This window comes from Knoellia terrae, assembly GCF_048606435.1.
GTDB lineage: Bacteria > Actinomycetota > Actinomycetes > Actinomycetales > Dermatophilaceae > Knoellia > Knoellia terrae.
In genome coordinates this window covers 1-20,770 of record NZ_JBMBWH010000001.1, presented here as the reverse complement: position 1 = coordinate 20,770, position 20,770 = coordinate 1, and the positions used below count along the sequence as shown (strand labels likewise).

Below are 20,770 nucleotides of genomic sequence, written 5' to 3'. Positions count from 1 at the left end.
ACGCGGCGGGACCACCCGGCATACGGCGGCATCTCGCGGGCCAGCTCATCCGGAGGGAACCGTTGGGGTCCGGAGGGAAACGAACCCTCCGGACCCCTCAGGTTCCCGCATGGGAGCGAAAGTCGAGGCTCAGGCGTGGCGGTCCGCGTTCGCGTGGATCGCGTCCCGCACGTACGCCGCGAGGCCGGGCGCCAGATCGTCGTAGGTCTTCGTGAACCTCGGGTCGGCGACGTACATGTCGGCGAGCCCGCGGTGGAAGCCGTGGTCCAGGTCGTAGAACCACGTCGCGATCTGCACGCGGTGCGCCTCGGCGGCGTCCATCGCCTCGGTCGAGGTCGCGGGCCGACCCGACGTCAACGCCGCGACGAACGCGTCGTCGACCGCCTCGCCCTCGGCCCTGATCCGCTCCCAGTCGGCCGGGCTGTAGCGCTTCGTGCGGGCCGCGGACTGCTTCCAGGCATCCGTGTCGCCCCAGCGCTCCTCCGCCTCGGCCTGGTACTCGTCCGTGAAGCCGTCCCCGAAGATCTCCTTCAGCTCCTCGGTCGTGGCGGGTCGTTCGCTCATCTCTCTCTCCAGTCTCGCGTCGATGGCGTCGACGAGACGCTGCATCTCGTCGACCCTGCCCAGGACCACGTCGCGCTGCCGGCGCAGGTGCTCGACGACCGAGACGTCACCCCGGAGCAGGGACCCGACCTCGTCGATCGAGAGCCCGAGCCGCCGGTAGGTGACGATCGTCGCCAGGCGCTCGAGGTCGGCCCCGGTGTAGAGCCGGTAGCCGACCGGCGTCCGCTCCGAGGGCGACAGCAGCCCCACCTCGTCGTAGTGGTGCAGGGTTCGCACCGTCACGCCACAGGTCTGGGCCACCTGCCCGACCGTGAGCACCTCGTCCATGTCGACAGTCTCCCGCTCCCTCGCGAGCATCGGTCCCGTTGCGGTCATGGACCCACCGTGGCGCCTCACGTCGCGTGAGGGTCAAGCCCTTGACGCCGTATGCCGTCCGCCCACCTCGGGCGGGGCCGCTCAGGTGTCGCGGGGGCGCCGCCGCTCGAGCCCGTCGAGGACGACGTCCAGGCCGAACTCGAACTCGGTGCGGTCGTCGCACCACCCGAGCGTCTGGTCCGGCCCGTCGGTGTGCGCCACCGCGGCCAGCATCGCCATGAGGTGCGGGACGGTCGCGGCCATCTGGGCGAGCACCTCCTCGGAGGTGTCGCCACCGGCGTCGCCCGGGTCGAAGAGCTCCTGGGTGAACCCGACGACCCGGCTGCCGAGGGCGTGCAGCGCGTGGTGGGTCAGGTCGTGGTCGAAGCCACCCGCGGCGAGGACCGCGACGACGCCGTCGTAGTACCTGACGACCTCGAGGCTCATCGTCGTCCGGGTCCGGAGCACCACGGGCATCCACGGGTGACGCAGCATCACCGTGCGGGCGGCGAGCGCCCGGGTCCGCAGCACGGCCCTCCAGTCGTCGGCCCGGTCGGGGAGGGCGATCCCGGCCACCTCGGCGTTGAGCTCGGCGCCCACGTGCTCGACCATCGCGTCGAGCAGGGCCTCCTTGCCCGAGACGTGGTGGTAGAGGGACATGGCCTCGACCCCCGGCTCGGTGCCCAGGCGTCTCATCGAGACCGCGGCGAGACCCTCGGAGTCGGCCAGTCGGACGGCACCACGCCGCCCAGACGGTGCTGCAGGGGCTGCGCGACTGGGGCGGCCTCCGCGAGGGCCACCGGGTCGCCCTCGGCGACCGGTTCGACGTCCTCTTCGACAACGCCGGGACGCTGTCGCTGCGGGACTGCCGCCGGCTGCTCGTGCCCGGCGGCGCCTACGTCTCCGTCACCGCGCCGAAGTCCCGGTGGGTCCGGCCGCTGCCCCGCATGCTGAGCGTCCCGGTCGCCTTCGCCGGTCGCCCCGAGCGCGCACCGGCCTTCAAGGTCGCGACGCGAAGCACGCAGGACATGGCCTGGCTGGCCGAGCAGGTCGCGGCCGGGCGCCTGGAACCGCTGGTCGAGCAGCGGTGGGCCCTGGCGGACGTGCCGGAGGCGCTGCCACGCCGGGGCGAGTTCCACGCCCGCGGGAAGTCGGTCGTCCTTCCCTGACCTCGACCGGTCGTTTCTCGCCCCGGGCGGGCCACCTGTACCGTCACTGGCGATCCCCTCGTCGGAGCAGCGACGAATCCGCTGCACGAGGTGACCAGCAAAGGACAGGTGCGCCATGAGTTCGACCGCCACGTCAGGCACGGGCCGCAAGCTCGTCATCGTCGAGTCCCCCGCGAAGGCCAAGACGATCGCCGGCTACCTCGGACCCGACTGGGACGTCGAGGCGTCCGTCGGCCACATCCGCGACATCCCGACCCCGTCGGAGATGCCCGCCGACATCAAGAAGGGCCCGTTCGGCCGCTTCGGGGTCGACGTCGACAACGACTTCGAGCCCTACTACGTCGTCGACGCCGACAAGAAGAAGAAGGTCTCCGAGCTCAAGCGCCTCCTCAAGGGCGCCGACGAGCTCTACCTCGCCACGGATGAGGACCGCGAGGGCGAGGCCATCGCGTGGCACCTGCTCGAGACGCTCCAGCCCAAGGTCCCCGTGAAGCGGATGGTCTTCCACGAGATCACCAAGGAGGCCATCCAGCGCGCCGCCGCCAACACCCGCGACCTCGACACGGCCCTGGTCGACGCGCAGGAGACCCGCCGAATCCTCGACCGCCTCTACGGCTACGAGGTGTCACCCGTCCTGTGGCGCAAGGTCAAGGCCGGCCTCTCCGCGGGCCGCGTCCAGTCCGTCGCCACCCGGATGGTCGTCGAGCGCGAGCGCGAGCGGATGGCCTTCCGCTCCGCCAACTACTGGGACGTCGAGGGCGAGTTCACCCCCGACGCCGAGTCCTCCGCCTTCACCGCCCGCCTCTCGTCGGTCGACGGCCGCCGGGTCGCCACCGGTCGCGACTTCGGCGACGACGGCCGGCTCAAGGGCGACGTCGCCCACCTCGACGAGACCGCTGCCACCGGCATCGCCTCGGCGGTCCTCGCCGCAGACGTCAGCGTCGTGTCGGTCACCGAGAAGCCCTACACCCGCCGTCCGAGCGCCCCCTTCACGACGAGCACCCTCCAGCAGGAGGCCTCGCGCAAGCTCCGGCTCTCGAGCAAGAACGCCATGCGGGTCGCGCAGCGCCTGTACGAGAACGGCTACATCACCTACATGCGCACGGACTCGACGGCGTTGTCGCAGTCGGCCCTCACCGCTGCCCGCCAGCAGGCCCGGGACCTCTACGGCGGCGACTACGTCCCGGAGTCCCCGCGCAACTACGCCAAGAAGGTCAAGAACGCCCAGGAGGCCCACGAGGCCATCCGCCCCGCCGGCGACCGCTTCCGCACCCCGGCGCAGGTGGCCGGCGAGCTGCGCGGTGACGAGTTCGCCCTCTACGAGCTGATCTGGAAGCGCACCATCGCCTCGCAGATGGCCGACGCCCGCGGCTCGACCGCCACGGTGAGGCTCGGCGCCACCCTGGCCCCCGGGGCCCCGGCCCAGCAGGTGGAGTTCAGCGCGAGCGGAACGGTCATCACGTTCCGGGGTTTCCTCGCGGCATACGAGGAGGGTCGGGACGAGCAGCGCAACGCGAGCTCCGACGAGGAGCGCCGCCTTCCCCGCCTCGGCGAGGGCACGGCGCTGAAGACCCTGCGCGCCGAGGCCGACGGTCACGACACCTCGCCGCCCGCCCGCTACACCGAGGCCACGCTCGTCAAGGCCATGGAGGAGAAGGGGATCGGGCGCCCGTCGACCTACGCCTCGACGATCGGCACGATCCAGGACCGCGGGTACGTCTCCAACCGCGGCAACGCGCTCGTGCCGTCGTGGCTGGCCTTCGCCGTGACGCGGCTCATGGAGGAGCACTTCACCCGGCTCGTCGACTACGACTTCACCGCGTCGATGGAGGAGGACCTCGACCAGATCGCCAACGGTGACGAGCAGCGCGCCGCCTGGCTCAAGCGCTTCTACTTCGGCGACGAGGCCCGCTCGCACGAGGGCCTGCGCGACCTCGTCGCGGACCTCGGCGACATCGACGCCCGCGCCATCTCGACCATCGAGATCGGCGACGGCATCGTCGTGCGCGTCGGCCGCTACGGTCCGTACGTCGAGGAGGTGGCCCCCGCCGGTGTCGACCCCGTCACCGGTGAGGTCTCCGAGTCGTATGCCGGGAGCGCGCCGTCCGAGGCCGGCTCGGCCTCGGGCGCCGGTGGTGACGGCGAGGCCACACCGCGTCGCGCGACGATCAACGACGACATCGCCCCCGACGAGATGACGCCGGAGAAGGCGCGGGAGCTGCTCGACACCGCGGCCGACGACGGGCGTGTGCTGGGCCGGGATCCCGGCACCGGTCGCGACATCGTCGCCAAGGCCGGGCGCTACGGGCCGTACGTCACCGAGGTGCTCCCCGAGAACACCGAGGAGACGTCCGGTGCGACGAAGTCGCGAGACAAGGCCAAGGTCAAGCCGCGGACCGCCTCGCTGTTCGCGGACATGGACATCGCGACCATCGAGCTCGAGACGGCCCTCAAGCTCCTCTCGCTCCCCCGCGTCGTCGGCGTCGTCACCGAGACCGCCACCGCCGAGGACGGCACGCAGACCCAGAAGCAGGTCGAGATCACGGCGCAGAACGGGCGCTACGGCCCCTACCTCAAGAAGGGCACCGACTCGCGCTCGCTCGAGTCCGAGCAGCAGTTGTTCGACATCACGCTCGAGCAGGCCGAGGCGATCTACGCGCAGCCCAAGCAGCGCGGTCGGGCCGCCGCCAAGCCGCCGCTCAAGGAGTTCGGGCCCGACCCGGTCTCCGGCAAGCCGGTGGTGGTCAAGGACGGCCGCTTCGGCGAGTACGTCACCGACGGCGAGACGAACACGACGCTGCGCCGCGACGACGACCTCGAGACGCTGACCGCCGAGCGGGCCTTCGAGATGCTCGCCGAGAAGCGCGCGAAGGGCCCGACGACCCGCAAGCGAGCGGCGAAGAAGACGACGAAGAAGGCCGCCACCAAGAAGGCGACGACCAAGAAGACCGCCGCGAAGAAGGCCACGAAGAAGGCCTGACCTGCGCGGGCGACCGCTACTGACGAGTAGGGTCGATGCTGACTTCCCGCCCACCACCCGAGAGGAACCTGGCGATGACCGACATCGACCCCACGTCCTTTGCCACCATGAGCGCGTCCGAGTTCGCCCAGACCGTGAAGAAGGCCTCCGACAAGGAGATCAACGCGGTCATGGGTGGCACGCACCGCGAGACCATCCTCGACGCGATCTTCGCCCGCTTCCCGAGCCTGTTCAACGCCGAGAAGGCCAAGGGCGCCGACGCGCGCGTCAACTGGCGGATCACCGGCGGCCCGGACAACAGCAGCGACACCTACGCCGTCGTGGTCGAGGACGGGACCTGCACCATCGAGAAGGACCCGACCGTGGAGCCGACCACCTCGATCATGCTCGGCCCGGCGGAGTTCGCGAAGCTCATCACCGGTTCGGGCAACCCGACGATGATGGTCATGACCGGCAAGGTCAAGGCCCGCGGCGACCTCAGCGTGGCGATGGCCTTCCAGAACTGGTTCGACACGCCGAAGGGCTGACCCGCGGCGCTGAGCCCGCCGACCGTCGCGATGTGCTGGCCCGCTCGGAGCAGGCTGCGCTCCCCGGATGGATACGGTGGCCGGCGTGAACCACTTCCCTGACGTTCCCCTCGAGGGCGACCCCCGCGACCTCGCTCTCGACGCCGGTGTCCGATGACGACGACCGAGCCCACCGGAAACCGGACGGGGGTGGTCGTGCACCCCGGCAAGAAGCGCAGCGGGGAGGCGCTGGCCGCGGTGCGCCGTGCCACGCGGCGCCGGGGCTGGCCCGAACCCGTCGTCCGCGAGACCACGGTGGAGTCACCGGGAGGGACCCAGGTCGGCGAGCTCCTCGACGAGGGGGTGGACCGGCTCGTGGTCGTCGGCGGCGACGGCACCGTCCGCGAGGTCGCGTCCGCCCTGTCGCGGTCCGGTCCGGAGGCGGACCGCGTCACCGTCGGCGTCGTCCCGGTCGGGACCGCCAACCTGTGGTCCCGGACGATCGGAGTCCACGGTCAGGCCCTCGACGCCGCCGCGGACGTCGCGCTCGAGGGACCCGTGCGCGACAGCGACCTCGCCTGGCTCGTCCTCACGCGGGCCGACGGCACCACCCACACCCACGACGTGGCCGTCGTGGCCGGCGTCGGCATGGATGCCGAGGCCTTCGCCTCCGTCCAGGAGCACGAGAAGCACCGGCTCGGCTGGCCGGCCTACTTCGCGGCGCTGGCGCGGCGGACCGTCGGTCGCCAGACCCGGCTGACCGCCCGGCTCGACGGCAGGGACGCCGGGCCAGAGGAGGTGCGCACCCTGCTCGTCGGCAACTGCCGGGTCCTGCCCCTCGGCCTCCCCCTCATGCCGACGGCGTCGATGACGGACGGCCGGCTCGACGTGCTCGTCGTCGCACCGCGGTCGGTGGTCGGCTGGGTCGGCGTGGCCGCGGGCGTCCTCGCTCGCCAGCGCGGCAGGTGGACGGGCATGCGCAGCCACCGCGCCCGCCACGTCGTCATCGACCTCGACGCACCGACGTCCGTGCACGTCGACGGTGACCCCGTGGGTGAGGCCGTCCGCCTCGAGCTGGGCGTCAGCCCGGCTGCGGTCCTCGTCCGCACGCCCGCGACCCCGGCACTGGACCCGGGCGAACCACCGAGCAGCGAGCAGCTGCTGGCCGAACCGACGCCCGAGGCGCTGGCGCACGCCCTGCGACGCCCCGGCCGGTGGAGGGCGGGTCACGCCCACGAGGTCCTCGTGCGCGACGCCTTCCTCGCCCTCGAGGGAGCCGACCTCACCCGCTTCAAGAGCCTGCTCAACTCCGGCCAGGACCACCGCGACCTCGAGCACCTCGTCTTCGACGTCGTCGACGACGACGGCATCCGGGGCGACATCCTCGAGCACGTCCGCGCCCAGGCGGTCGGCATCGAGGTGCCCGACCTCCACGTCCTCAGCGACATCGACGACACGCTGAAGTGCGCCCTGCACGACGACCGCTACCCCCGCGGGACCGTCTACCCCGGTGTCGTCGCGCTCTACCGCGCCCTCGACGCCGGTCGTGCCGCCGACCCGGAGGCGCCCGGTGACCTCACCTTCGTGACGGCCCGCCCGATGGACCCGGCAGGGCTGGTCGAGCAGCACACCCGTCGCGGGCTCGGCACGCTCGGGCTGCCGCCGCACTCGGTGCTCTCCGGCACGTTCACCGGGCTGCGCAGCCACGACTCCATGGCCGGCGCGAAGCTCGAGAACTTCCTCCGGTTCCGGTCCCTGATGCCCGAGACGCACGTCGTCTTCCTCGGTGACAGCGGTCAAGGCGACGTCGAGGTGGGCCGGCGCATGCTCGCCGCCGATCCCGAAGCCGTGCGGCTCGTGCTGATCCACGACGTCGTCGACACCCCGCAGGCCGAGCGCGACGCGCTGCGGGCCGAGGGGATCGTCCTCGTCGACACCCCCGTGGGCGGCGCCCTCGAGGCGCATGCCGTGGACCTCGTGTCCACGTCCGGCCTCGCCTCCGTCGTCGCGGCGGCCGAGCGCGACCTCGCCACGATCCCGTGGGAGTCGCCGGAGCAGGAGCGGGCGACGCGCGCCCTGCTCGAGCGCGACCTCGAGCGGGCCCGCGCCGTCGAGAGCGACTGACGCTTCCCCCGGCCGGCCGGCCCACGAGGGCGATGAGGGGCCCGAACAAACCCTAGACAAGCATTCAACGACCTGCGCAGAATGGGGAATGGACACTTCTTCCAGCCCCACCCGTCGCCTCCTCCTCACCGGGGTGGCCGGCTCGATCGCCGCATCCTCGCTTGCCCTGGCCGGACCGGCCACCGCGGAGCCCCGCCGGGCCGTCCCGGCTCCCGAGACCGTCGCCCTGCCCGACGGCATCCGCCCCGAGGGGATCACGTCGGGTCCCGGCACGAGGTTCTACGTCGGGTCGCTCGCCGACGGACGCATCGTCACCGGTGACCTGCTCGCCGGCGCCTCGACCGCGACGCTGCTCCCGGGCAGCCCCGGTCGCCAGCTGCGCGGCCTCTTCTGGGACTCGCGCACGAACCTCGTCTGGGCCGCCGGCAACGTCGACGCGATCGGGCACGTCTGGGCGGTCGACGGCACCACCGGCGCGGTCGTCTCCGACACCGTCGTCCCCGGGTCGGCGTTCCTCAACGACCTCGTCGTCACCGGTGACAGCGTCTGGGTCACCGACTCCCGGATCAAGCCGGACCGCCTCACCCGCCTTCAGCTCACCCCGGCGGGCGCCCCGACCGGTGCCGCACCGACGTTCGTGCCGCTCGGTGGGGCGTGGCCCCAGGGTGACGGGGTCGCCGTCAACGCCAACGGGATCCGCGCACTCCCGGACGGTTCGCTCATCCTCAACAACTCCCGCGCCGGCGGCCTGTGGCAGGTGGACCCGACGACCGGCGTGGCGGTGCCCATCCCGGTCACGGGCGGGCCTGGCATCGTCGGCGGCGACGGCCTCGAGCTCGACGGGCGAACGCTCTACAACGTGCGCGGGTCCGGCCAGCGGGAGGTCTCGGTCGTCGAGCTGACGCAGACCGGCTCCACCTGGGTGGCGGCGTGGCGCGGTGCGTGCACCGACGAGACGCTCGACGTCCCCTCGACGGCCACGCTGGCCGGGGGGTGGCTCTGGGCGGTGAACGCCCGCTTCGGGGTGGCGTCGCCGGGCACGGCGTCCTACTGGGTCACCCGGCTCCCGGCCCGCTGAGCCGACCCGAGGTCCACGACCCGCCTCCGGGCCTAGAGTCGGGTCGTGGACACTCGCACGCCGGTCATCTACCTCAGCCACGGAGCGCCGCCGCTCGCCGACGACGAGCGATGGACCGGTGAGCTCGCCGCCTGGACCGGCGAGCTGCCCCGGCCGTCCAGCATCCTCGTGGTCTCGGCGCACTGGGAGCAGGCGCCCATCTCGGTGAGCTCCACCGAGGCCGGCACTCCCCTCCTCTACGACTTCTGGGGCTTCCCGCAGAAGTACTACGACGTCACGTATGCCGCGCCGCCGGCTTCCGAGCTGGCTCGCTCCGTGGCCGCCCACCTCGGTGACACCGCGGGCGGGCTGCACCAGGACCCGAGTCGTGGGCTCGACCACGGCGCCTACGTCCCACTCGTCGAGATGTTCCCCGAGGCCGACGTGCCCGTGCTCCAGCTGTCGATGCCGACGCTGGACCCGCAGCAGCTCTTCGACATCGGGACCAGGCTTGCGCCGCTGCGTGACGAGGGCACCCTCATCGTCGGGTCGGGCTTCACGACGCACAACCTGCGCTGGTTCAACCCCCGCGCCGGAGCCGACAGCCCGCCTCCCGCGGCATCAGCCGAGTTCGACCACTGGGCCGCTGAGGCGGTCGACTCCGGTGACGTCGACGCCATCCTCGACTTCATCGACAAGGCCCCGGCCGCCGCCGAGGCGCATCCGCGCACGGAGCACTGGGCGCCCCTGTTCGTCAGCCTCGGCGCCGCGCACGCCGGCGGGGGCATCGACGGCCGCAGCGTCGTCGACGGGTTCTGGTTCGGCCTGTCGAAACGGTCCTGGCAGTTCGCCTGACCCCCGACTTCTTGCCCGTTCGGGTCAGGCGAGCGCAGCGAGCCTGACCCGAACGAGCAAGAAGTGGGCGGGAGTCAGTGGGTGCCGCGCCCCTTCTTGCGCGGGGCCGGGCGGGTCGGGTCGTCGATGACCGGCTCGACGTGGTCGGGGACCACCGTGGGGCGCAGGCGGGCCCAGCTCATGAACCCGGCGGAGACGACGAGCAGCGCCAGCCCGGTCCAGAGGTTGGCGTTGATGCCGCCGGTCTTGTCGAGCTCCTTGTCGCCGAACAGACCCATGAGCGTGAGGATGATCCCGTAGAGCCCGAGCAGCATCCCGATGAAGTTGCGGATGTCGAAGGCGCCGGCGGTCTTCTTGGTCGTGGTGGTAGCCATGTCGTGGACCTCCTAGAAGGCGAAGTTGAGGATGAGGACCATGACCGCCGCGATGGCCGCGAGCGGGAGGGTGCGCTGGTACCACGGGCGGCCCGCCTCGTCGGGGTCGACGAGGTCCTCCTTGGGTGTCTCCGAGTAGACGAGGCCCTTGAGCTCGGCGACTGGCTTGGGCTCCGTGACGAGGGAGACGGCGACCGACACGAGGATGTCGACCACGAACGCGGTGGACGCTGCGAGGAACGCCAGCCCCTGGCCGGGCAGCTCGAAGAGACCGAGCATGTCGGGGTTGCCGCACAGCCACACGATGATGGCGGAGAGCGTGCCCGACACCAGGCCGGCCCACCCGGCCGTGGCGGTCATCCGCTTCCAGAACATCCCGAGGATGAAGGTCGCGAAGAGGGGGGCGTTGAAGAAGCCGAACAGCGTCTGGAGGTAGTCCATGATGTTGCTGAAGCTGCCGGCGATCGACGCCGTGAAGATGGCGATGACCGTGGCCCCGACGGTCGCGAGCCGGCCGATCCTCAGGTAGTAGTCGTCGCTGCGGTCCTTGCGGACGTAGCGCTCCCAGAGGTCGTAGCTGAAGACCGTGTTGAACGCCGAGATGTTGGCGGCCATGCCGGCCATGAACGCCGCGAGCAGGCCGGCGATCGCCAGCCCCAGCAGGCCGTTGGGGAGGATGTCGCGCATGAGCAGCAGCAGGGCGTCGTTGTACTTCACGTCGCCGCTGGCTCCACCGGTCGGCGTGCCGCCGCCCTTGAGCTCGATCATCTCCTTGACCAGGACCGCGGCGATCATGCCGGGGAGGATGACGATGAAGGGCACGAACATCTTGGGGAAGGCGCCGATGATCGGCGTCTTGCGCGCCGCCGAGATCGAGTTCGAGGCCATCGCCCGCTGGACCTCGACGAAGTTCGTCGTCCAGTAGCCGAAGGAGAGCACGAAGCCGAGCCCGAAGACGATGCCGATGACCGAGAGCAGCTCGTTGTCGAAGCCGGAGAGGATCTGGCCCGGCCAGGCGTTGAGCTGCTGCTCCGCCGAGGCCACCTCCGCCTCGGGCGGCGCGCTCTCGGCCGCGGCCGTGATTTTGTCCTGCAGGCCGCTCCACCCACCGACCCGGTTGAGCCCGATGAGGGTCAGCGGCAGCAGCGAGGCGACGATGACGAAGAACTGGAGGACCTCGTTGTAGATCGCCGCCGAGAGGCCACCGAGGGTGATGTAGGACAGCACGATCGCGGCGGCGACGATGAGGGCCAGCCACATCGGCCACCCGAGCAGCGCCTGGACGATCGACCCGAGCAGGTAGAGGTTGACGCCGGCGATGAGCAGCTGGGCGACGGCGAAGCTGATCGCGTTGACGAGGTGCGCGCCCTTGCCGAAGCGGCGCAGCATGAACTCCGGGACCGAGCGGACCTTGGAGCCGTAGTAGAAGGGCATCATGACGACGCCGAGGAAGAGCATGGCGGGGATCGCGCCGACCCAGAAGTAGTGGACCGTCGGCAGCCCGAACTCGGCCCCGTTGGCCGACATGCCCATGATCTCGACGGCGCCGAGGTTGGCGGAGATGAAGGCCAGGCCCGTCACCCACGCCGGCAGCGAGCGCCCCGACAGGAAGAAGTCGATGGAGTCCGAGACGGCGCGACGGGCGGCGACGCCGATGCCGAGGACGAAGGCGAAGTACAGCCCCACCATGAGGTAGTCGACGACGTTCGCGTCGATGAGGGGCTCGGCGGCCGCGAGGGCGACGGGAGCGAGGGTCGATGACATCGGCGGCATCCTCCGGGTGGGCGCGGCTGCGAGAGCCCGAACGCGACCAACGTACCGCCGCGACCACCCGGAACGCCTGACGAGCGGCGCCCCCGTCAGCGCCGCACGAGGACGCTAGGCGTCGTCGCCCGGCTGCCCCGCGACCGCGTCTCGCGGGTCCCGCGGAGCGTCGCCGGAGGGGTCCACCCTTCGGAGAATGGCTCCGAGCGCATCGGCGAGCCCGTCGACCTGCGTGCGCGACAGGGGGTCGAGGACGAACTCGCGCACCGTCGCGACGTGACCCGGAGCGGCGGCGGCCAGGGCGGCATACCCCTGGTCGGTGAGCCGGGCGTTGCTGGCCCGCCGGTCCTCCGGCGCCTCGGTGCGCTCGACGAGGCCACGCTCCTCGAGCCGGCGCACGACGTGCGAGAGGCGCGGGAGGGTGGCGTTGGTCTGCAGGCCCAGATGGGTCATCCGCAGGGTCCGGTGAGGAGCGTCCGACAGCATCGCCAGCACCTGGTACTCGTAGTGCGTCAGCCCGGAGTCCCGCCGCAGCTGCGAGTCGAGGATGCCCGGGAGGCGTTCGGCCACGGCGATGAGCCGCAGCCAGGCGGTCATCTCGGCCTGGTCGAGCCAGCGCACTTCCCCGTCGTCGCTCACCCGGCGATCGTAATCGGGAATGGACGCGCCATCGGTTTAGTTGTAACGTCAAGTAAAGCACCGCACCCCGACCAGGAGGAACACGTCATGACCAGCACCACCATCTTCGGCAACGGCAACATGGGCTCGGCCATCGCCGGCATCGTCGGCAGCGGCGACAACCAGGTTCAGGTTCTCGACCGCGACGACAGCGCCGAGATCACCGGGGACGTCGTCGTCCTCGCCGTCCCCTACGGCGAGGTCGCCGGCATCCTCGAGGCGCGCCGCGACCAGTTCGCCGGCAAGGTGGTCGTCGACATCACCAACCCGGTGAACTTCGAGACCTTCGACGGGCTCGTCGTGCCCGCCGACTCCTCCGCCGCCGCGGAGATCGCCGCGGCCCTGCCCGAGGCGAAGGTCGTCAAGGCCTTCAACACGACCTTCGGCGGCACCCTCGTCGCCAAGGAGGTCGGCCCCCTCCCCACGACCGTCCTCATCGCGGGCGACGACGCGGACGCCAAGTCCCTCGTCGTCGAGGTCATCGAGGCCGGTGGCCTCACCGTCATCGACGCCGGCGCCCTGAAGCGCGCCCGTGAGCTCGAGGCGCTCGGCTTCCTCCAGATCACCCTCGCCGCCGGCGAGAAGGTCTCGTGGACCGGTGGCTTCGGCGTGGTGCGCTGACTCCGCGCCTCCCCAGCCCCACATGTCCGCGGGGTGGTCGAGACCTCGACCACCCCTGCGGACGTCGTCGTATGCCGTCCCGCGCACCTACTCGACCGGCTCGGCCACCGCGGAACGGAACTGGGCGGCATACAGGTCGGCGAAGGCACCACCGCGGGCGAGAAGGTCCGCGTGCGAGCCCTGCTCGACGATCGCGCCGTTCTCCATGACGAGGATGAGGTCGGCGTCGCGGATCGTCGAGAGCCGGTGCGCGATGACGAAGCTGGTCCGGTCCCGGCGCAGCGCCGACATGGCCTGCTGTACGAGGAGCTCGGTGCGGGTGTCCACCGAGCTCGTGGCCTCGTCGAGGATCAGCAGGGCCGGGTCGGACAGGAACGCCCGGGCGATGGTGACGAGCTGCTTCTCGCCGGCGCTGATGTTGCCGGCCTCGGCGTCGAGCACGGTGTCGTAGCCGTCGGGCAGCGAGTGGACGAAGCGGTCGACGTAGGTCGCTCGGGCCGCGGCCACCACCTCCTCCTCGGAGGCGTCGGGGCGGCCGTAGGCGATGTTGTCGCGGATGGTCCCGCCGAACAGCCAGGTGTCCTGCAGCACCATGCCGATCTGGCCGCGCAGGTTGTGGCGTGACAGCTCCGTGATGTCGACCCCGTCGAGCGTGATGCGCCCCGAGTCGAGCTCGTAGAACCGCATGATGAGGTTGACCAGGGTCGTCTTCCCGGCACCCGTGGGTCCGACGATCGCGACCATCCGCCCCGGCTCGACGGTGAGGTCGAGGTGCTCGATGAGCGGGGTGCCGGGCGTGTACGAGAACGAGACGTCCTCGAACTGGACGCGTCCGTGCGCCCCCTGGAGCATCGTCGGCGAGGCGCTCTCGGCCTGCTGCTCGGGAGCGTCGAGGACGTCGAACACCCGCTCGGCGGAGGCGACACCGGACTGGAGGAGGTTCGCCATCGAGGCCACCTGGGTGAGCGGCTGGGTGAACTGGCGGGAGTACTGGATGAACGCCTGCACGTCCCCCAGCGTCATCGACCCGCTCGCGACCCGGAGCCCACCGACCACGGCGATGACGACGTAGTTGAGGTTCCCGATGAACATCATCGTCGGCATGATGATGCCGCTGATGAACTGCGCCCCGAAGCCGGCGTCGAAGAGGTCGTCGTTCTTGGCTCGGAAGGCCTCGCGGGCCTCCGCCTGCCGGCCGAAGACCTTGACGAACTGGTGCCCGGTGAACGTCTCCTCGACGATGCCGTTGAGCTCGCCGGTGGACCTCCACTGCTGCACGAAGTGCTTCTGCGACCGCTTGCCGATCGCTGCGGTGACGGCCATCGAGACCGGGATGGTCACGAGCGCGATGACGGCGAGCAGTGGCGAGATCCAGAGCATCATCGCGACCATCGCCACGACCGTGAGCAGGGACGTGAGCAGCTGGCTCAGCGTCTGCTGCAGGCTCTGCGCGACGTTGTCGATGTCGTTGGTGACCCGGCTGAGCAGCTCGCCGCGCGGCTGGTTGTCGAAGTAGGGCAGCGGCAGCCGGTTGAGCTTGTCCTCGACGGAGGAGCGCAGCTCGAAGATCGTCCGGTTGACGGCGCCGGTGAGGATCCAGCTCATCGCCCACTGGAGGAGGCTCGCGACGACGTAGATCCCGAGGACGAGCAGCAGTACCCGGCCCACCGCACCGAAGTCGATGCCGGCGCCCGGCACGAGGTCTGGCATGCTTTCGACGAGGTCGGCGAAGGTGCCGTTGCCGTCCAGCCGCAGGTCCGCGACGGCCTGGTCGCGGCTGACGCCCGCCGGCAGCTGACGGCCGACGACGCCAGCGAAGATGAGGTCGGTCGCCCGCCCGAGGATCTTGGGGCCGACCGCGTTGAGGGCGACGCTGGACACGGCAAAGGCGAGGACGGCATACAGGGCCGTCCGCTCCGGGCGCAGCAGACCGAGCAGCCGCTTCGCCGACGGACGGAAGCTGGCGGGCTTCTCCGCGGGGATGCCGATCGCCATCGGGCCGTGCCGGTTCGTCGCGCTGGAGCCGGGCCCGCGGCGCGCTTCGGCGGCCTTCTCCTCGGCCGTCTTCACCCCCTCGCTCATGCCGCCGCCTCCTCTGCGCTGCGCTGGCTCTCGACGATCTCGACGTACGTCCCACAGGTCTCGAGCAGCTCGTCGTGGGTGCCGGCACCGACGACGAGCCCGTCGTCGAGGACGACGATGTGGTCGGCGTCGACGATGGTCGAGACCCGCTGGGCGACCACGATCACCGTCGTCTGCCGGGTCACCGGTCTCAGGGCCGCACGCAGCCGTGCGTCGGTGGACAGGTCGAGCGCCGAGAAGCTGTCGTCGAAGAGGTAGACGTCGGGCTTGGCGACGAGGGCCCGGGCGATGGCGAGCCGCTGGCGCTGGCCGCCGGAGACGTTCGTGCCGCCCTGGGCGATGGAGGAGGAGAGCCCCTCGGGCATCGCCCGGACGAAGTCCTCGGCCTGGGCGATGCGCAACGCCTCCCACAGCTCCTCGTCGGTCGCGGCCGCGTCGCCGTAGCGCAGGTTCGACGCGACGGTGCCGGTGAAGAGGTAGGGCTTCTGCGGGACCAGGCCGATGCGGGCCCAGACGTCCTCGAGCGCCGCGTCGCGCACGTCGACACCGCCGAGCAGGACCGCGCCTCCCGTGGCGTCGTAGAGCCGCGGGATGAGCGAGAGCAGCGTCGACTTCCCCGAGCCGGTGCTGCCGATGATCGCGGTGGTGTGCCCGGGCCGTGCGACGAGCGAGACGCCCTGCAGCACGGGCACGTCGGCGCCGGGGTAGGCGAACTCCACGCTGCGCAGCTCGACCGGGGTGCCGCCCACCGGGATCGGCACGGGCGAGCCCGGCTGGACGACGGTGGAGTCGGTGTCGAGGACCTCGGTGATGCGGCCGGCCGAGACCGTCGCCCGCGGGATCATCATCGACATGAAGGTCGCCATCATCACCGACATGAGGATCTGCATGAGGTAGGCCATGAACGCGGTGAGCTCGCCGATCTGCATCTGGCCGCTGTCGACGCGCTGGGCCCCGAACCAGAGGACCGCGACCGTCGAGGCGTTGAAGATGAGCATGACGATGGGGAAGACCAGCGCCATGAGCCGGCCGACCGCGAGCGCGGTTCCGGTGTACTGGGTGTTGGCCTCGCCGAAGCGGGCCCGCTCGTGGTCCTCGCGGACGAAGGCGCGCACGACGCGGATGCCGGTGATCTGCTCGCGCAGCACCCGGTTGACCCAGTCGACGGACTCCTGCATGAGCCGGAAGTTGAGAATCATCCGGCGGATGACGAGCGCGACGCACAGCGCGAGCAGCGGCACGGCGACCGCCACCAGCCAGGAGAGGCCGACGTCCTCGCGCAGCGCCATGACGACGCCGCCGACCATCATGATCGGCGCCGAGGCCATCATCGCCGCGCCCATGAAGACGACGCTCTGCACCTGGGTGACGTCGTTGGTGTTGCGGGAGATGAGGGTCGGGGCCCCGAACCGCGAGACCTCCTGCGCGGAGAAGTCGGCGACCCGCGCGAAGACCCCGGCTCGCAGGTCGCGCCCCATGCCGGCCGCGGTGCGGGCGCCGAGGTAGGTCGCGGCCACGGTCACCGCGATCTGGACGAGCGAGACCGCGAGCATCCAGGTGCCCGCCGAGACGATGAAGCCGGTGTCACCCTTGGCCACGCCCTCGTCGATGATCCGTCCGTTGAGGCTGGGCAGGTAGAGCGAGGCGATCGTGCCGACGAGCTGAAGGAGCACGAGGACCGTGAGGGGCCCGCGGTAGGGACGCAGGTGGGTCCGCAGCAGACGGATCAGCACGACGTCGGCCTCCGGCCGGTGGTGGACGCAGTGGGGGGCGCGGTGGGGGGCGCAGCCGTGCTGCGGGAGAGGGCGCCCTCGAGCAGCACGTCGACGAGCTCCTCGGGTGTGGACGGCGTCCCGCCGAGCATCGGGTGGACGCTGGACAGGGTGAGCATCCGCAGGTACCCGGAGATCGTGCGTGCCGGGACCCGCAGTCGCTCCGTGTCGGCGCCCATGAGCTCGACGAAGGCCCCGTCGAGCTCGGCCGTGGCCTGCTCGCGCCGACGATGTGCCTCCACGTCGTGCGTCGGGGGGCGCAGGGGCTGCCCCGGGGAGTGCAGGACCGTCATCAGCGAGAAGACGCCCTGGAGGTGCTCCTGCATGATGGTCACCGCCATGGCCAGCCGGTCGCGCAGGGGCAGGGTGCGGTCGACCTCGGCCAGCTCGGCGACGAGGGTCGAGCTGTCGAAGGCGTCGTGGACGCACGCCTCGATCAGCTCGTCCTTGTTCTCGAAGACCCGGAAGATCGTGCCCTCGGCGATGCCGGCGGCGGTGGCGATCTCACGGGTGCTCGCCGCCCGCCCCTTCGCGCGCAGCAGCGGGACGGTGGCCGCGATGATCGCGGCCCGGCGGTCGTCGGGGGTCATGGCGGGAGCGCGGGGAGACACGCGCTCCAGTATGAGTGAGTGAGCACTCACTCACAAGTGCGTTCCTCGGCTACTCCTGGGGAGTCGCCTCCTGAGCGACGTTGACGTCCTTCCCGCCACCCGTGAGCGGGTCGTTGACGTCCGGGGTGTCGGGCACGCTGTCGGCGCCTCCGAGGGAGGTGTCCGTGCCGAGCGAGCTGGAGCCCGCCTCGGAGACGGTGCCGCCCTCGTCGTCGTGGTCCGCGTGGTCGTCGTGGCTGTCGGTGCCGTCGTGGTGGTGGCTCATGCCTCCAACATAGGCGTGCCGGGCCGTCCTCGCTGGCGCGTGGGCGGCCCGGCATCCCATGGCTGGTGACGTCGGGCGATGTCGGGCGCTCAGTCGTCGGCGTGGAGCTGGCCGCGGACCGCGCCCGAGGGGAACTCGGTGTTGTGGACATTGACGTAGTAGGCCGACGGGTTGCCGAGGATCTGCTGGACCTCGCCCGGGTCGAGGCCCTTGCCGGCCTCCCCTTCCGTGAGGCAGTCCGCGGCCTGGCCGCCCTGCGGGAAGGCGAGGTTGACCTCGACCGGGCCGTTGCTGCCGGCCGCTCCGCGGTGGATGTGCGCCATGCGTCCGCCGCCAGGAGCCTGGTCGAGCTCGGCGATCCTGCTCACCTCGAGGATGTAGCAGAGCGTCGTCGGGTCGCCGTCGACGCCGAAGACGTAGGCCTCACCGCGACCGTTCGGGTCACCGACGAGCTTCTTCGAGCCGTCGGCGGCGACCTCCGCACGCCCGGTGAGGTGGGCACCGATGAGGGTGTTGCTGTGTCCGGCCTGGGCCGGGATGGGAGCCAGCACGAGGCCGACGGCAAGTCCGGCGGCACCGGCGGCGCCGATGAGAATGCGCTTCATTGCGGATCAACTCACTTTCGCAGGAGGGCCGGGGGCTCGGCCCTGTGCGTCATTCGTTGCCGACGTCCCGCCGGATGCCTCGCGCCGTGGGTCAGTGGGTCGGGCGGACCAGCAGCCCGTCCTTGGCCGCCCCCCGGACGAAGCCGAGCACCTCTCGCGTGGTCTCGTCCGCGTGCAGGTCGAGGATGCCGGCGATGGCGCCGACCGCCTGCCGTGGGGTGAGGGCACCGTCCGCGACGGAGAGGTATGCCGCGGTGACCGTCGACAGCCGGATCACCCGTCCCAGCCCCCCGCCCTGGCGGGCGACGATGACCGAGGGGTCGCTCGCCCCGGGTGCGGTGTGGCGTTCCTCGGTGACGTCCGGCGCCGCCCTCCACGCCAGGTCGAGCACCTCGTCGTCGGAGTGCTCGGCGAGCCAGACCCGCGCTTCGAGCCCCACGAGGACCGCCTCCCCCATGGCCGGGGGCACCGGACCACGCTCGTCCATGAGGTCGACGAACGGCTCCCGCTCGGCGGACGGACGGTGCAGGGTGAGCACCCCGAAGCCGATCGACTCGACGTCGCGAGACGCGAAGTCGTCGAGCCACGCGGCATACATCGCATCGAAATCGGCGGTGCCGGCGTGGTGACCGCCGTCCCGCGACCACGTCTCGGCGTACTCGGCCGGGTCCTGGACCTCGCGCTGCACGACCCAGGCGTCCAGGCCGGTCCCGGCGAGCCACGAGGCGACGCGGTCGGTCCACGCCGAGCCGCGCGGGACCTCCCAGTTGCCCAGCATCTGTGCGACCCCGCCGGGTTCGAGGTGCTCGGCCACGGAGCGGACGAGGTCGGCCACGACGGCGTCACCGGCCGCACCGCCGTCGCGGTACTCGAACAGCGGCACCTCGCCGGAGCGCGGCGTGATGACGAACGGCGGGTTGCTCACGACGAGGTCGAAGCGCTCCCCCGCGACCGGGTCCAACATCGACCCCAGCCGCACGTCCCATTCGCACTGGTTGAGCGCGGCGGTGAGGCGGGCGAAGGCGAGAGCGCGTTCGGAGAGGTCGGTGGCGACCACGGACTCCGCGTGACGGGTGAGGTGCAGGGCCTGGACCCCCGAACCGGTGCCGAGGTCGAGGGCCCGCCGCACGGGGCGACGGATCGTCCACGCCGCCAGCGTCGTCGCAGCGCCGCCGAGCCCGAGGACGTGGTCCTCGCGCACAGGGGCACCCGTGGCCATCTCGGCGAGGTCGGAGACGACCCACCAGTGGGCGTCGTCCGCGGCGTACGGACGCACGTCCACCCGCGCGACGACGGCGTCGCCCTCCTCCGCGACGAGCCCGAGGGCGACGGCTCCGCGCACCCGCAGGGTGGGCAGCGCCGCCTCGACGTCGACGAGGTCGACCGGGTCACCCAGCGTGAAGAGGCGGATGAGGGTCGCCGCCGGCGAGCTGTGAGCACTGGCCACACGGCGGGCGGGCAGCGGCTGCTCCCTGGAGAGCGCACCACTGGCCAGCGGCCCGAGGACCTCGAGGACGCCGGCCACGGTGAAGTCGGCCGCCAGCAGGTCGGCCCGAAGAAGGGCGACGAGGCGCCCGTCGAGACGAGGAACGGGTGCAGACACCGCTCAGCCGTCGAAGAGGTTGCCGAGCATGCCGCCTCCGGCGCCGCCTCCACCGGTCGTGGGCGGCGGGACCCACTCGCTCGGCTGCACGATGACGAAGCCCGGGCCGTGGAAGGCGTACTGGAAGGCCTCACCGCTGCCGCCGCGAAGCATCGAGCGCACGTTCATGCTGGACACGATCTGCGGGGTGAGACCGAGCGACCAGCCGACGCAGGCCTGCACGTCGACGTAGGTCGGCTGCTGCGCGCACTCGAGGATGACCGGCTGCCCGACGGTGTGGATCGCGACCGTGCCGGTGCCCTGGAGCGTGGTGTTGAAAAGACCGCCGCTCATCATCCCCGCACCCTGGACCCGCTTGATGTCCCAGGCGATCGAGGAGTCGAACGCGAGCAGGTTGCGCGCGTTGACGCTCATCCCGTCGCCGGTCAGCTCGACGAGGTGCACGAAGCCGGCCTCGCTGGCGAAGAACACCTCGCCGTCGCCGGAGACGCGCATGAGGGAGATGTCCTCGCCCGTGACGGCCTTCTTGAGCAGCTTGGCGACGCTGCCGGCCTTCTCGTGGTCGAAGCGCATCTGCCCCTGGTAGGCGACCATCGCACCCTTCACCGCGAGCACGTCCCCGCCGAGGTGCACCCGGAGCAGCTGGGGGTTCTGGAGGGCGAAGGTCTGCTCCGACTGGAGCTCGAGGTTGGTCTGGTCGAAGAGCGAGGAGCGCATGCCGCCAGCCTAGGTGTTCTGTCCGGAGAGGTTGGGCACGCGGTCGGCTGGTGACGCGCCGTTGAGGGC

19 protein-coding genes are annotated in these 20,770 nt (G+C 71.3%); 7 read left to right on the top strand and 12 right to left on the bottom strand.

Features of this window, described 5'->3' with window-relative positions; translation table 11 throughout:
• Positions 1-129: 129 nt before the first annotated feature.
• Both ACOJV9_RS00095 and ACOJV9_RS00090 read right to left on the bottom strand, forming a co-directional pair.
• Complete coding sequence (locus ACOJV9_RS00095) at positions 130-939, bottom strand: MerR family transcriptional regulator (protein ID WP_420183148.1); 810 nt, start codon at positions 937-939, stop codon at positions 130-132.
• An 81-nt stretch (positions 940-1,020) separates the two neighbouring features.
• Positions 1,021-1,647, bottom strand: coding sequence for a TetR/AcrR family transcriptional regulator C-terminal domain-containing protein (locus tag ACOJV9_RS00090; RefSeq protein ID WP_420183749.1), 627 nt, complete (start codon positions 1,645-1,647; stop codon positions 1,021-1,023).
• 26 nt (positions 1,648-1,673) lie between these two features.
• Between ACOJV9_RS00090 and ACOJV9_RS00085 the strand changes: the two genes are divergently transcribed.
• From ACOJV9_RS00085 to ACOJV9_RS00060, 6 genes are all read left to right on the top strand, one after another.
• On the top strand, positions 1,674-2,087 hold the full coding sequence (locus tag ACOJV9_RS00085) for a zinc-binding dehydrogenase (protein WP_420183147.1): 414 nt from the start codon (positions 1,674-1,676) through the stop codon (positions 2,085-2,087).
• Positions 2,088-2,202: 115 nt separating this feature from the next.
• Positions 2,203-5,067: a type I DNA topoisomerase gene (gene topA, locus ACOJV9_RS00080; protein ID WP_420183146.1), complete on the top strand. Its 2,865-nt coding sequence runs from the start codon at positions 2,203-2,205 to the stop codon at positions 5,065-5,067.
• A gap of 74 nt (positions 5,068-5,141) precedes the next feature.
• The gene (locus tag ACOJV9_RS00075; RefSeq protein ID WP_420183145.1) at positions 5,142-5,594 is read left to right on the top strand and encodes an SCP2 sterol-binding domain-containing protein; all 453 of its coding nucleotides are present in this window, start codon (positions 5,142-5,144) and stop codon (positions 5,592-5,594) included.
• 153 nt (positions 5,595-5,747) lie between these two features.
• Positions 5,748-7,697 (top strand): diacylglycerol/lipid kinase family protein, encoded by a 1,950-nt coding sequence (locus tag ACOJV9_RS00070; protein WP_420183144.1) that lies wholly within the window; start codon positions 5,748-5,750, stop codon positions 7,695-7,697.
• An 88-nt stretch (positions 7,698-7,785) separates the two neighbouring features.
• Positions 7,786-8,775 carry an NHL repeat-containing protein gene (locus ACOJV9_RS00065; RefSeq protein ID WP_420183143.1) on the top strand — a complete coding sequence of 330 codons (990 nt, stop codon included), beginning with the start codon at positions 7,786-7,788 and terminating at the stop codon, positions 8,773-8,775.
• A 45-nt stretch (positions 8,776-8,820) separates the two neighbouring features.
• Positions 8,821-9,609, top strand: a complete 789-nt coding sequence (locus ACOJV9_RS00060; RefSeq protein ID WP_420183142.1) for a dioxygenase family protein — start codon at positions 8,821-8,823, stop codon at positions 9,607-9,609.
• A 74-nt stretch (positions 9,610-9,683) separates the two neighbouring features.
• Here ACOJV9_RS00060 and ACOJV9_RS00055 read toward each other — a convergent pair whose 3' ends face one another.
• The 3 genes from ACOJV9_RS00055 to ACOJV9_RS00045 form a co-directional block, all read right to left on the bottom strand.
• Positions 9,684-9,983, bottom strand: coding sequence for a hypothetical protein (locus ACOJV9_RS00055; protein WP_420183141.1), 300 nt, complete (start codon positions 9,981-9,983; stop codon positions 9,684-9,686).
• A 12-nt stretch (positions 9,984-9,995) separates the two neighbouring features.
• Positions 9,996-11,747, bottom strand: a complete 1,752-nt coding sequence (locus ACOJV9_RS00050; protein WP_420183140.1) for a sodium:solute symporter family protein — start codon at positions 11,745-11,747, stop codon at positions 9,996-9,998.
• 114 nt (positions 11,748-11,861) lie between these two features.
• Positions 11,862-12,344 (bottom strand): MarR family winged helix-turn-helix transcriptional regulator, encoded by a 483-nt coding sequence (locus tag ACOJV9_RS00045; protein WP_420183748.1) that lies wholly within the window; start codon positions 12,342-12,344, stop codon positions 11,862-11,864.
• 129 nt (positions 12,345-12,473) lie between these two features.
• On the opposite strand from ACOJV9_RS00045, the gene ACOJV9_RS00040 reads away from it, so the two are divergent.
• Entirely contained in the window at positions 12,474-13,046 is a 573-nt protein-coding gene (locus ACOJV9_RS00040; RefSeq protein ID WP_420183139.1) for an NADPH-dependent F420 reductase, read from the top strand.
• 87 nt (positions 13,047-13,133) lie between these two features.
• Here the strand turns inward: ACOJV9_RS00040 and ACOJV9_RS00035 are convergent, their stop codons facing one another.
• From ACOJV9_RS00035 to ACOJV9_RS00005, 7 genes are all read right to left on the bottom strand, one after another.
• Positions 13,134-15,128, bottom strand: a complete 1,995-nt coding sequence (locus tag ACOJV9_RS00035; RefSeq protein ID WP_420183138.1) for an ABC transporter ATP-binding protein — start codon at positions 15,126-15,128, stop codon at positions 13,134-13,136.
• Entirely contained in the window at positions 15,125-16,861 is a 1,737-nt protein-coding gene (locus ACOJV9_RS00030) for an ABC transporter ATP-binding protein (protein WP_420183137.1), read from the bottom strand. Before ACOJV9_RS00030 ends, ACOJV9_RS00035 begins: the two co-directional genes overlap by 4 nt.
• Positions 16,855-17,511, bottom strand: a complete 657-nt coding sequence (locus ACOJV9_RS00025; RefSeq protein ID WP_420183136.1) for a TetR/AcrR family transcriptional regulator — start codon at positions 17,509-17,511, stop codon at positions 16,855-16,857. The genes ACOJV9_RS00030 and ACOJV9_RS00025 overlap by 7 nt, the downstream gene beginning before the upstream one ends.
• A gap of 49 nt (positions 17,512-17,560) precedes the next feature.
• Positions 17,561-17,776 carry a hypothetical protein gene (locus tag ACOJV9_RS00020; RefSeq protein WP_420183135.1) on the bottom strand — a complete coding sequence of 72 codons (216 nt, stop codon included), beginning with the start codon at positions 17,774-17,776 and terminating at the stop codon, positions 17,561-17,563.
• Between the two features lie 89 nt (positions 17,777-17,865).
• The gene (locus ACOJV9_RS00015; protein ID WP_420183134.1) at positions 17,866-18,381 is read right to left on the bottom strand and encodes a CHRD domain-containing protein; all 516 of its coding nucleotides are present in this window, start codon (positions 18,379-18,381) and stop codon (positions 17,866-17,868) included.
• 91 nt (positions 18,382-18,472) lie between these two features.
• Positions 18,473-19,984: a DUF7059 domain-containing protein gene (locus ACOJV9_RS00010; protein WP_420183133.1), complete on the bottom strand. Its 1,512-nt coding sequence runs from the start codon at positions 19,982-19,984 to the stop codon at positions 18,473-18,475.
• 3 nt (positions 19,985-19,987) lie between these two features.
• The gene (locus ACOJV9_RS00005) at positions 19,988-20,701 is read right to left on the bottom strand and encodes an AIM24 family protein (protein WP_420183132.1); all 714 of its coding nucleotides are present in this window, start codon (positions 20,699-20,701) and stop codon (positions 19,988-19,990) included.
• Between the last annotated feature and the right edge of the window lie 69 nt (positions 20,702-20,770).

Coding starts and splice junctions, on each gene's coding strand:
- ACOJV9_RS00040 (WP_420183139.1), top strand. CDS start 12,474: ATGACCAGCACCACCATCTTCGGCAACGGCAACATGGGCTCGGCCATC.
- ACOJV9_RS00055 (WP_420183141.1), bottom strand. CDS start 9,983: ATGGCTACCACCACGACCAAGAAGACCGCCGGCGCCTTCGACATCCGC.
- ACOJV9_RS00035 (WP_420183138.1), bottom strand. CDS start 15,128: ATGAGCGAGGGGGTGAAGACGGCCGAGGAGAAGGCCGCCGAAGCGCGC.
- ACOJV9_RS00005 (WP_420183132.1), bottom strand. CDS start 20,701: ATGCGCTCCTCGCTCTTCGACCAGACCAACCTCGAGCTCCAGTCGGAG.
- ACOJV9_RS00050 (WP_420183140.1), bottom strand. CDS start 11,747: ATGTCATCGACCCTCGCTCCCGTCGCCCTCGCGGCCGCCGAGCCCCTC.
- ACOJV9_RS00045 (WP_420183748.1), bottom strand. CDS start 12,344: ATGACCGCCTGGCTGCGGCTCATCGCCGTGGCCGAACGCCTCCCGGGC.
- ACOJV9_RS00015 (WP_420183134.1), bottom strand. CDS start 18,381: ATGAAGCGCATTCTCATCGGCGCCGCCGGTGCCGCCGGACTTGCCGTC.
- ACOJV9_RS00075 (WP_420183145.1), top strand. CDS start 5,142: ATGACCGACATCGACCCCACGTCCTTTGCCACCATGAGCGCGTCCGAG.
- ACOJV9_RS00065 (WP_420183143.1), top strand. CDS start 7,786: ATGGACACTTCTTCCAGCCCCACCCGTCGCCTCCTCCTCACCGGGGTG.
- ACOJV9_RS00095 (WP_420183148.1), bottom strand. CDS start 939: ATGACCGCAACGGGACCGATGCTCGCGAGGGAGCGGGAGACTGTCGAC.
- topA (WP_420183146.1), top strand. CDS start 2,203: ATGAGTTCGACCGCCACGTCAGGCACGGGCCGCAAGCTCGTCATCGTC.
- ACOJV9_RS00020 (WP_420183135.1), bottom strand. CDS start 17,776: ATGAGCCACCACCACGACGGCACCGACAGCCACGACGACCACGCGGAC.
- ACOJV9_RS00070 (WP_420183144.1), top strand. CDS start 5,748: ATGACGACGACCGAGCCCACCGGAAACCGGACGGGGGTGGTCGTGCAC.